The following is a 14,726-nucleotide window of genomic DNA, read 5'->3' as shown; positions in this document are numbered from 1 at the left end:
GCCCGGTGGTGGATCTGCTGGATCGGCCGGGTCAGCTGACGCGCTCGACGCCGAAGGTGTTGCACTGGTTGAGGTCACCAGTCTCGTAGCCTTGGTTGAACCAGCTCATCCGCGCCTCGGCCGATCCGTGGGTCCAGCTCTCCGGCGTGACGCGGCCCTGCACCTTCTCCTGGATGCGGTCGTCACCGACCGCCGCAGCCGCCGACAGCGCGTCCTTGATGTCCTGCTGGGTGATCGGCTGCAGCAACGGGGTGCCACCCGCATCGGTCGTCTCCGTGGCGTGCTTGACCCACGTGCCGGCAAGGCAGTCGGCCATGAGCTCGATCCGCACGGCGCCGGAGTTCGGCCCCTGCGGGTCCTGCTGGGCGCGGTTGAGGATCCCGAGCAGGTTCTGGACGTGGTGACCGTACTCGTGCGCGATGACGTACTCCTTGGCGAGCGGCCCCCCGCTGGCGCCGAACTTGCTCTGCAGCTCCTGGAAGAAGCTGGCGTCGACATAGACCTTGGAGTCGAGCGGGCAGTAGAAGGGGCCGACCTGGGCGTTCGCGGTGCCACAGCCGGACTGGGTCTGCCCCTCGTAGATCACCGTCTTGGCCAGCTCGTAGTTCATCTGGTACTTGGGCAGGGTCTTGCTCCAGTAGTCGTTGGCGCTGTTCACCGTGGCGATGATGAGGCAAACGTCGTCCCTGTTCGCGTCGGCTCCTGTCTTGCACTGGGAGAACTCGGACTGCTGCACCTGGCCCGCGGCGTCGACCTGCTGCGGCTGGAGCTGCTGCGATGGCAGTCCACCGGCGCTGCCGCCGCCCGAGTCGCCCCCGAGGATGCTGCCGCCTCCGAAGATGAGCATGAGGACGAGGAGGATGAGGCCGCCGATGCCGCCGCCGATCTGGATGCCGCCGGGGAAGTTGCCTCCGCCTCCGCCGCGCCCGAAGCCGCCGCCCCCACCGCTCTGCACCTGCGAGGTGTCGAGCTGCGCGTTGTCATTGAAGCTCATGTCATGCTCCTGCTGGCCTCGGCCGGGCACGTCCCAGCCATCGCGGTCACAACCCTAGTCGGCAGCCTGTACCCACCATGATCACAACTGACCCCGTGTCGCCGGTCGGTGACATCACGTTGTGACGTCGCGTTGGTCAGTCGACGACCACGGCGTCCGGGTAGGCGGTGGTCAGTCGCATCCGCACCGGAACGGTGTCACCGATACGTGGGGGCGGGACTCCCGCGGGGAGCGCGAGCAGGCTGCACTGCATGTGCGGCGGCTCGGCGAAGCGCGGCATGGTGCCGCTGATCGTGAAGGGGGAGCGGACGCGGTGGGCGGCTTCGAGCAGCCCCTCGGCGACGGCGATCGCCCGGCTGCGGGCCGTGGCCGCAGATGCGGGGGACTCCATGGCCACCCCGTGCGACGTTCCACCGCTGACGACGACGAGGTGCCCTGCCGGTTGGGGACGCTGTCGGTAGCCGACGCGGTCGCCCCGTGCCAGTGGCCGCACGTCGAGGACGTGCGCGCGCACCTCGTAGGCGGAGCGGTCCGCGAGCCACAGATCGGTCCCCACGCGGGCCGAGAAGCGGTGCTCGGGGAAGCGTCGGCGCAGCTCGGCCACCTCGTCCGCCGTCGTGTGTGACACGAAGAAGGGACGGATCCCGCCGACGGCCTCGACGAAACGGCTGATCTCGCCGACGTGGCCAGAGCCCAGCGGCAGGTGCAGGGCCACGCCCTCTCCGTACCCCGCCGCCATCAGGTCGCCGACCTTTTCGACCGGGGCGCCGAACCGGCTCATGGAGGTGAGCCCCTCGACCACGACGCGCGCCGACGTGTGGGCCGCACGGAGCGCGTCCAGGTCATCTCGCGCGGTGATGGTGTGGACGAGGCGGGGGTTGCCGAGGTCGGGAAGGGCGGAGTCCACCGATCCGCGGAACGGCTCCATCACCAGCACGTCACCGGGGAACGTCGCGAGGGCCCCCGGGACCTCCGGGTACGTCCCCACCGCGATCAGCGACACGCCGAGGCGGCCCGCCTCTGCGCAGAGCAGGTCCTGGCCGAACCCGTAGCCGTTGCCCTTGATGACGGGGACGAGGCTCGGGTTCGCCGCGAGCGCCGCATCCTGGGAGGCGCGCCACTTCGCACCGTCGACGTGCAGGGTCAGGCTCATGGGGTCACCGCGCCTTCAGGTAGAGCGAGAATGCGGTGTAGAGCAGTCGGTTGAGCGGCAGGTCCCACTCGCCGGCGAGGCGCACCGCCTCCCCGCCCGTGCCGACCTTGAACCGGATCAGTCCGATGTGAGGGTTGTCCTCGGAGACCGTGTTCGTGATGCCACGCAGGTCGTAGACAGTCGCGCCGGCTGCGAGGGCGTCCCGCATCATCCGCCACTGGATGGCCGTCGACCCCTGCAGTTCACGCTTGGCCGCCGTTGAGGCGCCGTACGAGTACCACGCGTGCTGGCCGACTCGAATCCAGATCGTCGCGGCAAGGACGTCATCACCGTGCTCGGCGAGGTAGACGCGGATCCGATCCGGGTCCTCCGCCGACATCACGCGGTACATCCGCTCGAAGTACTCGAGACCGCGCGGCGTGAAGGTGTCGCGATCAGCCGTCTCCAGGTACAGCCGATGGAAGGTCGTCAGGTCGGAGGCGTCGCCCACGCGGACCACGACGCCGTTCTTCTCCGTCTTCTTGATGTTCCGACGCCAGAGCTGGTTCATCCCCGAGAGGAGCTCCGCCTCGGTCCTTCCCGCGAGCGGGACCTGGAAGACGTACTCGGGTTGCCCCGCGAGGAAGCCGTCGTCCGCCGCGAGATGCTTGAACCCCAAGCGCCGCAACGTAGCAACGACGGTGGTGCCAAGCGGCTCGACGACGTCAGGTGTGGCTTCGTCGTATCGCCTCGTCGTCGGGTCCGCGATCGCCGCCTTGATCGTGGCGGCGTGCCATCGGTGGGTCGGCACAGGCGGCCCAAGGCGCAGCGCGAAGGCGCCCTTGGCCTTGAGGTGGTCGCGTAGGACCTTGAGCAGCTCGACCAGCCGGGGCGAGCCCCAGTCGATGCACGGCCCTTCCGGGAGGTAGGCGAGCGACCGGCGGATCTTGGGCAGGCTGCGGTGCAGGACGAGCGCTGCGCCCACCATGACGTCGCCCTCGAACCAACCCACTGACTCGGCACGCCATTCCGTCTTCACCTGTCCCCAGGCGGGCGTCTGCAGGAAGCTCGCGGACGGCTGCTCACAGAGCCACCGCAGGTGCTCCTCGACGCTGATGTCCCGGACGGTGATGGGGGCGGTCACGCTGGGCCACGCTACCGGAGCGCCACGCCCGGCTTGACCTTCAACCCGGTTGAGGGTCGAGGGTGGGGGCGTGACGGGATCTGGTGACCATCGGTGAGCTCGCCCGCCTGAGCGGGCTGTCGGCGAGCGCGCTGCGCTTCTACGACCGGCAAGGGGTGCTCGTTCCCGCCGAGGTGGATGCCGTGTCGGGCTACCGCCGTTACGCGCCCGGCCAGGTGTCAGACGCCTGCGTCGTCGCACACCTGCGACGAGTCGGTATGCCGCTGGACGAGCTCTCGCTCGTGCTCGATCTCAGGGCGCGTGGCCAGGTCACCGACGCCCGGGACGTCGTGGTGGCCCACGAGACGCGGCTGGAGGAGGGCCTACAGCACGCGCGGCGCGAGATCGCCCGGGCGCTCGAGGCCCTCGAGACGGCCGGCCCAGCGACGGCCAGGGTGACGGTCGCAGGGCCTGCTCTGGCTGCAGCGCTGGCAGCGGTCCGGTTTGCGGTATGGGAATCACCGGACGAGCCGTTCGGAGTGCTCGCGGGCGTCCTGGTCGAGGTGGCGCCGGATGGGCTGCGCCTGGTCGCGACCGACCGGTACCGGCTGGGGGTGGGCCAGACGGCGGCCCGGACCGAGGGTGGGGCCGTGGGCCTGAACCGCGGCTGGGTGCTGCCGCCGCGTTGGCTGGAGGAGGTCGTGCAGCTCGCCGCGGGCGGTGACGTGCGGCTCGAGCTCGACGACGTCTGTCGCGCGCGAGCGGGTGGGCGCCTGATCGAGTCGCCCTGTGTCGCAGGCGATTTCCCTGACTACCGCCGTTTCCTCGACGTCGAGGACGTCCGGAACCATGCGGGAGCCGACGCCAGCAGCCTCACCCGGTCGGAGCTGCTGACCGGCGGTGCGGGGACGCCCGTGGGACTCGCCGTCGCGGACGGCTCGGTGCGGGTGGCGCGCCCCGACGACGAACCGGTCGTGCACGTCAACGGCGAGTTCCTGCTCGAGGCGTTGTGCGGCGTCGAGGGGGTGCCGTCACTCGTTCTCGACGGGCCGATCTCGCCGCTGGTGATACGTGGCGCCAATGGCGGTCTCTCCGTGCTCATGCCGGTGTCCGCCCCGTGAGCTGGCGTGGGTGTCACGTGAGCGTCCGATGAGCGTCCTGGCCCATCTCTGCCGGTCGTGCCCCCACCCGATGGACTGGCACGACGTTCGCAACCGGGGCTACTCCTCATGCGCATGCTGCCGTGTCGGCGTCGGCGAACCCGACCCGGCACCGACGGTGCTGCCGACGTGGAGCTCGCCCAGCGGCATACGGGAAGGGTGGTATGCGCCTGGCACCCAGCGCAACGCGGGCACGATGCACGCCACCACGACGTGTGCGTGCGCTGCCTGCCGTGAGGCGTACGACGCGATAACGCGTCGAGAGCACCCGCCGCACGCTGGCAGAATGGTGGGGTAACCAAGCCGCTGACGCATTGCGGCACCAGAGAGGATTCGCCGTGATCGTCGCCACCGGGATCGAGTTGCGCGCGGGAGCGCGCCTGCTCCTCGAGGACGCGAGCTTCCGCATCGACGCAGGGGACCGGATCGGTCTCGTCGGCCGCAACGGTGCTGGCAAGACGACGTTGACGAAGGTGCTCGCGGGGGAGGGACAGCCGGCCGCCGGGACGGTCACACGGACGGGCGCAGTCGGCTATCTACCCCAGGACCCGCGCACCGGGAACCTCGAGATCCTTGCCCGCGACCGCATCCTCTCGGCCCGTGGTCTCGACGAGATCGTGCGTCGCCGGGCGCGTGCCGAGGAGCGGATGGCGAGCGACGAGGACAGCGTGCGCGAGAAGGCCATGGCGCAGTACGCGCGGCTCGAGGTCGACTTCGAAGCAGCGGGGGGCTACGCCGCAGAGTCTGAGGCGGCGGCCATCGCGGACGCCCTCGGACTCGAGGAGCGGATCCTGACGCAGCCACTGCGGACGCTCTCCGGCGGTCAACGGCGAAGGGTGGAGTTGTCGCGAATCCTCTTCTCCGGCAATGAGACCCTGTTGCTCGACGAGCCGACGAACCATCTCGACGCCGACTCCATCGTGTGGCTTCGCGATTACCTGCGCGGCTACAAGGGCGGGCTCATCGTCATCAGCCACGACGTCGAGATGCTCGACGAGGTGGTCAACAAGGTCTATCACCTCGACGCCAACCGGTCCGCGCTCGACGTCTACAACATGGGGTGGAAGACATACCTCCAACAGCGCGAGACCGACGAGCGCCGCCGCAAGCGTGAGCTTGCCAATGCGCAGAAGAAGGCCAGTGCCCTGCTCGCCCAGGCGGACAAGATGCGGGCCAAGGCGACCAAGGCGACGGCGGCCCAGAACATGGCGAAGCGGGCCGAGCGGCTCCTGGCCGGGGTCGAGGGGGAGCGGGCCCAGGACAAGGTGGCCAAGCTGCGCTTCCCGAAGCCGGCGCCATGTGGCAAGACGCCGCTCCGTGCGTCCGGCCTGTCGCGGTCCTACGGCTCGCTGGAGGTCTTCACCGACGTCGAGCTGGCGATCGATCGGGGCAGCAAGGTGGTGGTGCTCGGCCTCAACGGTGCAGGCAAGACAACCCTGCTCCGGATGCTCGCCGGGCTCGACGACCCCGACACGGGGCAGGTGGAGCCGGGGCACGGGCTCAAGCTCGGCTACTACGCCCAGGAGCACGAGAACCTCGAGCTCGACCGCACCGTCCTCGAGAACATGAAGTCGGCGGCGCCACAGCTGGGGGAGACCGACGTGCGCAAGGTGCTCGGCTCCTTCCTCTTCTCCGGCGACGACGTCGAGAAGCCGGCGAGCGTGCTCTCCGGCGGGGAGAAGACGCGGCTCTCGCTGGCCCTCCTGGTCGTCTCGTCAGCCAACGTGCTGCTGCTCGACGAGCCGACGAACAACCTCGACCCGGCGTCGCGCGCAGAGATTCTAGGCGCCCTGTCGACCTACGAGGGGGCCGTCGTCCTCGTGACGCACGACGAGGGTGCGGTCGATGCCCTCGAGCCGGAGCGCATCCTGCTGCTGCCCGACGGTGTGGAGGACCTCTGGGGACCGGACTACAAGGACCTCATCGCGCTGGCCTAGGGGCGGATGTCCACAGGCGTGGCGGAAAGGGCTATCCGACGGCGTTGAGACGTCAGAGGCGGCGGACTGCAAGGCCCGCACCGCGGCGGCGAAAGCGGCAATATGAACATGTGGTCATCCATATAATGGATGGTTATTGTATTAATAATGTCCGCTGATGACACTGGGACGCATGCCGACACATCGCCTCACCTGCCCCTACTGCGGGGGTGACGACCTCACGCCTTGGCCTGACCCACTTCACGCCTGGTCATGTCTGGAGTGCTTGCGGGTGCTGCGGGTCGAGCTCGTGCAGCCGGCTTCGGTGTCGGGATGGGGCGTCCTCCGGCCCGTGCGCCCAGTGCCCGTGGCGGCCTGAGCAGCAACCTGCGGGAATCGTTGTCCCCGGCATGCGGTTTGATCGGAGGACGAAGGAGGGCCCGCCTTGGGGATGCAGCCGTGGATGATGATGCGGTCGCTGTCGCGCGACCGCAGTGTCACCGAGCGCACCCTCGCGCCGGGCACTCGCCGGCGGGTCCTGTCCTATGCGGCTCCGTACCGCTCGTCCATCATCGCCTTTCTCGGCGTCGTGATCGTCGACTCTGTCCTCGTCGTCACCGTCCCGCTCCTGCTCAAGGCGCTCGTTGACGACGGCGTCATCCCCAAGGACGCCAGCGTCGTCGTCCGTCTCTCCCTGATCGTCGCGGGGATCGCCCTGCTCGATGCGCTGCTCACCACCATCCAGCGCTGGTTCTCGGCGCGAATCGGCGAGGGACTCATCAAGGACCTGCGCACCGAGGTCTTCGCCCACGTGCTGCGCCAGCCCATCGCCTTCTTCACACGGGCCCAGACGGGCTCGCTCGTGTCGCGACTCAACAACGACGTCATCGGTGCCCAGCAGGCCTTCACGTCCGTCCTGTCCAACGTCGTCAGCAACATCGTGTCGGTCGTGCTTGTCGTCGGCGCCATGTTCGCGCTGTCGTGGCAGCTGACTCTGGGGTCGCTGCTCCTCGTCCCAGTCTTCCTCTTCCCGGCCAAGCTCATGGGCCGACGGCTAGCCGAGCTCGCTTCTCGTCAGATGTCGCTCAACGCGGACATGGGCACCCGGATGACGGAGCGCTTCAACGTCGCGGGCGCGCTGCTGGTGAAGCTCTTCGGCGACCCAGGGCGCGAGACGACCGAGTACGACGAGCGGGCCAGCCGAGTCCGGGACATCGGTGTTCAGATCGCCATCAACCGCACCGTGTTCATGTCGGCGTTGACCCTTGTTGCTGCACTGGCCACCGCGCTGGTCTACGGCTTCGGCGGGGTCATGGCCGTGAACGGGACGCTCACCGTCGGGACGCTCCTGGCCCTGGCCGCCCTGCTCGCCCGGCTCTATGGACCCCTCACCTCGCTGTCCAACGTCCGGGTCGACATCATGACGGCACTCATCTCGTTCGAGCGCGTCTTCGAGGTGCTCGACCTCAAGCCGCTCGTCGACGAGCGCCCGGGCGCCCTGCCGTTGCCTGATGAGCCGTTGGGTGTCGAGCTCGACGGCGTGTCCTTCCGGTACCCATCAGCTGACGAGGTGTCGCTGGCTTCGCTCGAGGCGACGGCGAGCGGCGATCGTCGCGCTGGTGGCGAGGTGCTGCACGGCGTGAGCGTCACCGTCGAGCCGGGCCAGCTCGTCGCCCTCGTCGGTCCCTCCGGTGCCGGCAAGACGACCTTGACGTCACTCGTGGCGCGCCTCTATGACCCGACGTCCGGAGCCGTTCGCATCGCTGGACTTGACCTGCGCGACGTGACCCTCTCGTCCCTGCGGGACCGGCTCGGCGTCGTCACGCAGGAGGCGCACCTCTTCCATGACACGATCCGGGCCAACCTGCTCTACGCCCGCCCCGACGCCACTGAAAAGGAGATGACCGCGGCGCTGGGGGCGGCACAGATCAGTGAGCTCATCGACGATCTTCCCGAGGGACTCGACACCGTTGTCGGAGACCGCGGCCACCGCCTCAGTGGCGGCGAGAAGCAACGCCTCGCTATTGCCCGGCTGCTGCTGAAGGCGCCCGACATCGTCGTCCTCGACGAGGCGACGGCGCACCTTGACTCCGAGTCCGAGGTGGCGGTGCAGCGCGCTCTCGATGCCGCGCTCACCGGTCGGACGTCGATCGTCATCGCACACCGACTCTCGACGATCCGCCAGGCCGACCTCATCGTGGTGCTGGACCACGGCCGCATCGTCGAGACCGGTCGGCACGTCGATCTCCTCGCCGCCGAGGGGCTGTACGCGCAGCTCCACGCAACGCAGTTCGCAGACTCACCTCGACCTGCCGCCAGCCTCTCTGCCGCACCGTTTGGAGCGGAGCCGGTCGGAGCTGAACCGGTCGGGCTACCGGCAGCGCCGCCGCTGTCCTGATCGGCCAGGTTGTCTATGCTCCGCACGTGACAAACGACGCTCGCAGCCTGACACCAAAGGCGTTCCACGCGCCCATCCGGGCGCAGCTCGAGATGTTCCTCGATGACCACCGCGCAGCGCTCAACGCGTGTTTGGACGGACTGACCGAGGGTGAGGCCCGCCGCTCGCTCGTCCCATCGAGGACGACGCTGCTCGGATTGCTCAAGCACGCGACCTTCGTCGAAGGGGTGTGGTTCGACGAGGCGATCACCAAGCGGTCCCGATCGGAGATCGGAATTCCGGCGAGTCCGGACGAGTCGTTCATCCTCGACCCGGATGACACGATCGGGAGCATCAGGGCCTCGCACCAGCACGCGTGTGCCGCCTCCCGCGAAGCGGCCGCCGCGCTGGGGCTGGACGACATCGTCACGGGAAACCGCCGCGGGCCGCTGCCGCTCCGGTGGGTCTACCTCCACATGATCCGTGAGCTGGCGCAGCACTGCGGACACGCGGACATCCTCCGCGAGCAGATCTTGGCGGCGCGGGACGGCGACGTCACGTGAGGTGAGGCGATCGCCCGGCTGGCGTCGTCGAGCCGCGTGTCAGGCGTCCTCCTCATCCCAGATCCGCACCTTTTTCGGCTTCGCGGTGGCAGCCTCCTGCGAGCCCTCGGCCGACTGGACCGTCTGTCGTCGGATCGCGAACCACACGAAGACGAGTCCGGCCGGCATCGTCAGCCACCACTGGATGGCGTAGGCCTGGTGAGGGCCAAGCCCCTCGTCAGGGCGCGGCAGCGGCGCCACCGGGTGCCCACCCGCTGAGGGGCTCGGCGTCTGGGAGCCGAGCACGACGTAGGCGTCCACATCGCTCAGCTCGGGGATACGCGCCCGCGAGTCCGAGATGCTGATACTCGCCAGCTGGGGGGCCGGTAGGTCGCGGCCGAGGTCGGGCTCACCGGTCCGGAGCCAGCCGACCACCTCGACCTGACCCGAGGGGGGTGGGTCAGCCGAAGGGGTGCTCTCGGCCTCGCGGGCATTGGGCACCCATCCCCGATCGACGAGGATGGTCAGCCCGTCCGCGGTGAACGGTGTGAGGACCTCGAAGCCGACCGTCTGGTCCTGGGTACGGTTGCGAACCATGAGGTCGGGACCCGGTCGATAGGAGCCGCGCAGCGTCACCCGGGTCCACTGCTCCTCGGCGGTCAGCCCGGCCCCGCTCCCATCGGTCCCGACGAGATGGCCTAGGACGGTCGCGATCGGCACCGGAGTAGCTTCGTAGTTCTGTTCGATGGCCGTGACCTTGGTGCGTTGCTCGACGTGACGACCCCACTGCCACGAGCCGAGCATCCAGCACGCCACACCGAAGAGGATGGCGACCACGGTCATGAGCAGCCATCGCGGAGTGAGCCAGAGCCGGAGCACACCACGACGCTACCCGGCCTAGAGTGGAGGTCATGACGCGCCTTCCGGATCCCATTGTCCGGCCCCCCGACGCGATCAGCAGGCCGGCTGGGCAGACCGGTCTGCGGGATCAGTTCGGTCGGGTGGCCCGAGACCTGCGCGTCTCGGTGACCGACCGCTGCAACCTGCGCTGCACCTACTGCATGCCCGCCGAGGGTCTGCCCTGGATGCCGAAGGCGGAGATGCTGACCGACGAGGAGATGCTCCGACTCATCGGGCTCTTCGTGCGGGACGGCGTCACGCAGGTGCGCCTGACCGGCGGGGAACCCCTGTTGCGCAGGTCCCTCGTCGAGCTCGTGGCCGGCATCGCCGCACTCGAGCCGCGCCCGCGGATCGCGATGACCACGAACGGGGTAAGCCTCGAGCGCGTCGCCCAGGGCCTTGCCACCGCCGGCCTGGACCGGGTCAACGTCAGCCTCGACACGATCGACTCCGAGACCTTCACGCGACTCACGAGACGGGACCGGATCGCCGACGTCGAGCTCGGCCTCAAGGCTGCAGCGGATGCCGGCCTCACCCCGGTCAAGGTCAACGCCGTCGCCATGCGCGGCGTCAACGACGACACCGTGGCGGACGTCCTGCAATGGTGCCTGGACCGTGGCTACGAGCTGCGCTTCATCGAGCAGATGCCGCTGGATGCCCAGCACGCGTGGGACCGCCGCGACATGGTGACCGCGGACGAGATCCGAGCGAGGCTGTCCGAGCGCTTCACCCTGACCGCGTTGCCCGCGGAGGAGCGGGGCAGCGCCCCGGCCGAGCGTTTCCTCGTGGATGGCGGTCCGGAGACCGTGGGCATCATCGCCAGCGTCACCGCTCCCTTCTGTGCCGCCTGCGACCGGACCCGACTGACCGCCGACGGCCAGGTGCGCAACTGCCTCTTCTCCCGCACGGAGACGGACCTGCGCACCCCGATGCGCGATGGTGCCTCCGACGACGAGCTGCTCGACCTCATGCGCGGCGAGATGTGGCGCAAGCGGCGTGGGCACGGGATCGGCGCGCCGGACTTCGTCCAGCCGGACCGTCCCATGTCGGCGATCGGCGGCTGAGCGACCGCCAGCGCGTCAGCCGTCCGCGTCCGTCAGCGCGCCCACGGGGATCACCTCGATGAGGAAGCCACGCAGGCCGACGAACTCCGCGAGCGACTGCTGATGGTCGTCGCAGGCAAGCCAGACCTTGCGCCGCCCTTCCACGTGCAGCTTCGGGTTGCGCCAGACGACGGCGTGTCCCGCAACGGCGCGACAACCCTTCGCGCTGCACACGTGGTCCTCGGTCCCCGGAACCGGACGGGGGAGCGGCGCCGTCACTGCTCGAGCCGGTTGTGGTCCGGCTGGGGAGTCACCGGCTGAATCGCGCCGGACTGGCTCGGTCGCACGGCGTTGGCGGTGACGACGGCGAAGTACGGCAGCAGGACGGCCCCGATGACGGCCACCCAGCGCAGCCAGCCGTGGAGGACGAAGACGAGACCGAAGCATGCGACGCGGATGCCCATCATCGTCAGGTACCGGCGGATGCGCTGGGCCTGGTCGTCCGCGGGCGAGGTCTGCGCCGAGGTGACGGTGTGCACCACTGGTCGCTGCTTGCCTTCTGCCACTCATCCACCATAAGCCCGGCGCGAGCGGATGAAACCTGGCACCCCCGAGCGGCTTCGGCATACCCATCGGTAGTCCACTAGGTTCGGGCTGACCCCGCGACGCCGGAACCGGCGGGGTCAATTGACCGATTGACCCAGGCGAAGGAGAGACAGGTGGCAGACACGGAGCCGCGCAACGTGCTCGTGACGGGAGGCAATCGAGGGATCGGCCTCGCCATCGCCCGTGCCTTCCAGGCCGCCGGCGACAACGTCGTCATCACGCACCGGTCCGGGGTGCCACCAGAGGGGCTGCAGGGGGTCACGTGCGAGGTGACCGACACCGCCTCTGTCGACCAGGCCTTCACCGCCGCCGAGGAGATCTTCGGCGCCCCGGTGGAGGTGCTCGTGGCCAACGCGGGCGTCACCCGTGACACGCTCCTCATGCGGATGAGCGACGAGGACTTCGACACGGTCATCGACACCAATCTCGCGGGTGCCTTCCGCTGCGCCCGCCGCGCCGCCACAGGGATGATCCGCAAGCGTCGGGGCCGGATCATCCTCATCTCGAGCGTCGTGGGGCTCTACGGGTCACCCGGCCAGACGAACTATGCGGCCTCCAAGTCGGGCCTCGTCGGTCTGGCCCGCTCGATCACCCGCGAGCTCGGCGGTCGCGGCATCACGGCCAACGTCGTCGCACCCGGCTTCATCGACACCGAGATGACCGCCGTCCTGCCGGAGGAACAGCGCAAGGCCTACCTCGCGAGCATTCCCGCCGGCCGCTTTGCCACGCCCGAAGAGGTGGCGTCCGTCGTCCGCTTCGTCGCCAGCGACGCCGCCGCCTACATCACCGGCGCCGTGATCCCCGTCGACGGAGGACTCGGCATGGGGCACTGACCCAGCCCAGCGGCATACGGCACAAGCATTTTGTCGTATGCCGCTCAGCTCACTTCCGCACGCACGCCGCCTCCCACACGAGAAAGTCACGAGAAGACATGGGAATCCTCGAAGGCAAGAAGCTCCTCGTCACCGGAGTCCTGATGGACAGCTCCATCGCGTTCCACGTTGCCAAGATTGCCCAGGAGCAGGGCGCCGAGGTCGTCCTGACCTCCTTCGGACGGACGATGAAGATCACCCAGACCATCGCCAAGCGGCTGGCCACGACGCCCGAGGTGATCGAGCTCGACGTCGCGAACCAGGGCGACCTCGACTCGCTGGCCGATCGACTCCGCGAGCACATCGACGGCCTCGACGGGGTGCTGCACTCCATCGGGTTCGCGCCCCAGGGCGCCTTCAACTTCCTGGAGGGCTCGTGGGAGGACGTGTCCACGGCGCTGCAGATCTCGGCCTACAGCCTCAAGTCCCTGGCGGTGGCGGCGCTCCCGCTCATGGCGGACGGCGGCAGCGTCGTCGGCCTGACCTTCGACGCGAAGTTCGCCTGGCCGGTGTACGACTGGATGGGCGTGGCGAAGGCTGCCTTCGAGTCGACGAACCGCTACCTGGCCCGTGACCTCGGCCCCAAGGGTGTCCGGTGCAACCTCGTGGCTGCCGGGCCGATCCGCACCACGGCGGCCAAGTCGATTCCGGGTTTCGAGCAGTTCGAGCAGGTGTGGGACGAGCGGGCGCCCCTTGGCTGGGACGTCAACGACCCGGTGCCGGCGGCGCAGGCGTGCGCCGCGCTGCTCTCGGACTGGTTCCCCGCGACGACGGGCGAGATCGTCCACGTCGACGGCGGCGTCCACGCCATGGGGCAGTAGCGTCAGGAGCGGAGACCGGGCACGGGCGGAGCGGCGGTCGGGGTCCCGTCGTCCAGGTCCGCCTCCTCGATCTCCTCGCGCGTGATGCCGAGCAGGTAGAGCACCGAGTCGAGATACGGCACGTTGACGCTCGTGTGCGCCTGCTCGCGGACGAGCGGCTTGGCGTTGAAGGCGACACCAAGGCCGGCGATGTGGAGCATGTCGAGGTCGTTCGCGCCGTCACCGATGGCCACGGTCCGGCTCAGCGGCAGCCCTTCCAACGCCGCGAACTCGCGCAGGGCGGCCGCCTTGCCGGCGCGGTCGACGACCTCGCCCACGAGGCCACCGGTCAGGAGGCCGTCGCGGAGCTCGAGCCGGTTGGCACGCGCATGCTGGATGCCGAGCTCGGCCGCCAGGCCGCCGACGATCTCGATGAAGCCACCGCTGACGAGGCCGACCGTGAATCCGAGGCGCTTGAGGGTTCGGACAAGGGTGCGGGCACCCGGCGTCAGGACGATGTCCCGCCGCACCTCGGCGAGCACCGACTCAGGAAGGCCCCCCAGCGTGGCCACCCGAGCCCGGAGCGACTGCTCGAAGTCGAGCTCGCCGGCCATGGCCCGAGCGGTCACGGCAGCCACCTCCTCCTCGCGCCCGCAGTGCGCGGCGAGCAGCTCGATGACCTCCTGCTGGATCAGCGTCGAGTCGACGTCGAGGACCACGAGGCGGCGTCCGCGGCGCGCCAGCCCGCCCGGAGCGACGGCGATGTCAATCCCCGACGACGCTGCGACGAGGGCCAGCTCGTTGCGCAGCGCGGGCACGAAGGCGCCGCTGATGTCGAACTCGACCGTCGTCACGGGGTAGCGCGACAGCCGCCGGATCCGGTCGATGTTCGCGCCGTGGTCGGCGATCCGGGTCGTGACCAGGCCCACGGCGTCGGCGAGCAGGGGCGCGCCGAGGACGACGACGGCGGCGCGGCCCTGCCTGGGCCGTGCGTTGTCCCCGCTGCCCTCGAGCACGGTGAGCGAGAGCCCGAGCCGATGCGCCGTCACAGCAGCCGCATCCCGCAGCTCGTCGGAGTGGTCACCGGGATCAAGGAGCAGGGCCAGGGTGAGGTGCCCGTGCACGGCGACCTGCTGGATGTCGAGCACCTCGGCGCCGGTCCCGCTGATGGCTCGCAGGATGGTGCTGGTCACACCGGGTCGGTCCTCGCCGGTCAGCGTCAGGCTCAGGGTCTGGACGTGCTCGCTCGTCACGGTCGAAA

14 protein-coding genes are annotated in these 14,726 nt (G+C 69.3%); 7 read left to right on the top strand and 7 right to left on the bottom strand.

The annotated features are described in order from the left end of the window. Positions 1-31 precede the first annotated feature (31 nt). The 3 genes from ypfJ to VIR15_RS10045 all read right to left on the bottom strand — a co-directional run bounded on the left by ypfJ (position 32) and on the right by VIR15_RS10045 (position 3,270). Entirely contained in the window at positions 32-994 is a 963-nt protein-coding gene (gene ypfJ, locus VIR15_RS10055; protein ID WP_331927339.1) for a KPN_02809 family neutral zinc metallopeptidase, read from the bottom strand. 136 nt (positions 995-1,130) lie between these two features. Continuing rightward, a complete protein-coding gene (locus VIR15_RS10050) occupies positions 1,131-2,147 on the bottom strand; it encodes an alanine racemase (protein WP_331927338.1) in 1,017 nt (338 codons plus the stop codon). Between the two features lie 4 nt (positions 2,148-2,151). Further along, entirely contained in the window at positions 2,152-3,270 is a 1,119-nt protein-coding gene (locus tag VIR15_RS10045; RefSeq protein WP_331927337.1) for a lipid II:glycine glycyltransferase FemX, read from the bottom strand. 83 nt (positions 3,271-3,353) lie between these two features. On the opposite strand from VIR15_RS10045, the gene VIR15_RS10040 reads away from it, so the two are divergent. The 4 genes from VIR15_RS10040 (at position 3,354) to VIR15_RS10025 (ending at position 9,265) form a co-directional block, all read left to right on the top strand. After that, the gene (locus tag VIR15_RS10040) at positions 3,354-4,370 is read left to right on the top strand and encodes a DNA polymerase III subunit beta family protein (RefSeq protein ID WP_331927336.1); all 1,017 of its coding nucleotides are present in this window, start codon (positions 3,354-3,356) and stop codon (positions 4,368-4,370) included. Between the two features lie 377 nt (positions 4,371-4,747). Then, the gene (locus VIR15_RS10035) at positions 4,748-6,346 is read left to right on the top strand and encodes an ABC-F family ATP-binding cassette domain-containing protein (RefSeq protein WP_331927335.1); all 1,599 of its coding nucleotides are present in this window, start codon (positions 4,748-4,750) and stop codon (positions 6,344-6,346) included. 430 nt (positions 6,347-6,776) lie between these two features. Beyond that, positions 6,777-8,723, top strand: a complete 1,947-nt coding sequence (locus VIR15_RS10030) for an ABC transporter ATP-binding protein (protein WP_331927387.1) — start codon at positions 6,777-6,779, stop codon at positions 8,721-8,723. Positions 8,724-8,815: 92 nt separating this feature from the next. Then, the gene (locus VIR15_RS10025) at positions 8,816-9,265 is read left to right on the top strand and encodes a DinB family protein (RefSeq protein WP_331927386.1); all 450 of its coding nucleotides are present in this window, start codon (positions 8,816-8,818) and stop codon (positions 9,263-9,265) included. 39 nt (positions 9,266-9,304) lie between these two features. Here the strand turns inward: VIR15_RS10025 and VIR15_RS10020 are convergent, their stop codons facing one another. Beyond that, a complete protein-coding gene (locus VIR15_RS10020) occupies positions 9,305-10,123 on the bottom strand; it encodes an SURF1 family cytochrome oxidase biogenesis protein (RefSeq protein WP_331927334.1) in 819 nt (272 codons plus the stop codon). Positions 10,124-10,155: 32 nt separating this feature from the next. Between VIR15_RS10020 and moaA the strand changes: the two genes are divergently transcribed. Next, entirely contained in the window at positions 10,156-11,208 is a 1,053-nt protein-coding gene (moaA, locus tag VIR15_RS10015) for a GTP 3',8-cyclase MoaA (protein WP_331927333.1), read from the top strand. 15 nt (positions 11,209-11,223) lie between these two features. On the opposite strand, the gene VIR15_RS10010 is transcribed toward moaA, so the two are convergent. Together VIR15_RS10010 and VIR15_RS10005 are read right to left on the bottom strand one after the other, a co-directional pair. Next, a complete protein-coding gene (locus tag VIR15_RS10010; RefSeq protein ID WP_331927332.1) occupies positions 11,224-11,466 on the bottom strand; it encodes a hypothetical protein in 243 nt (80 codons plus the stop codon). Continuing rightward, on the bottom strand, positions 11,463-11,753 hold the full coding sequence (locus tag VIR15_RS10005) for a DUF3099 domain-containing protein (protein ID WP_331927331.1): 291 nt from the start codon (positions 11,751-11,753) through the stop codon (positions 11,463-11,465). The genes VIR15_RS10010 and VIR15_RS10005 overlap by 4 nt, the downstream gene beginning before the upstream one ends. Before the next feature lie 153 nt (positions 11,754-11,906). Here VIR15_RS10005 and VIR15_RS10000 point away from each other — a divergent pair, with 153 nt between their 5' ends. Continuing rightward, positions 11,907-12,626 carry a beta-ketoacyl-ACP reductase gene (locus tag VIR15_RS10000; protein WP_331927330.1) on the top strand — a complete coding sequence of 240 codons (720 nt, stop codon included), beginning with the start codon at positions 11,907-11,909 and terminating at the stop codon, positions 12,624-12,626. 98 nt (positions 12,627-12,724) lie between these two features. Beyond that, positions 12,725-13,486, top strand: coding sequence for an enoyl-ACP reductase FabI (gene fabI, locus VIR15_RS09995; protein ID WP_331927329.1), 762 nt, complete (start codon positions 12,725-12,727; stop codon positions 13,484-13,486). Between the two features lie 2 nt (positions 13,487-13,488). On the opposite strand, the gene serB is transcribed toward fabI, so the two are convergent. Continuing rightward, positions 13,489-14,718 (bottom strand): phosphoserine phosphatase SerB, encoded by a 1,230-nt coding sequence (gene serB, locus VIR15_RS09990; protein ID WP_331927328.1) that lies wholly within the window; start codon positions 14,716-14,718, stop codon positions 13,489-13,491. Between the last annotated feature and the right edge of the window lie 8 nt (positions 14,719-14,726).

This window comes from Intrasporangium sp., assembly GCF_036566125.1.
Lineage (GTDB): Bacteria > Actinomycetota > Actinomycetes > Actinomycetales > Dermatophilaceae > Intrasporangium.
This window is presented reverse-complemented; position numbering and strand designations above follow the sequence as displayed.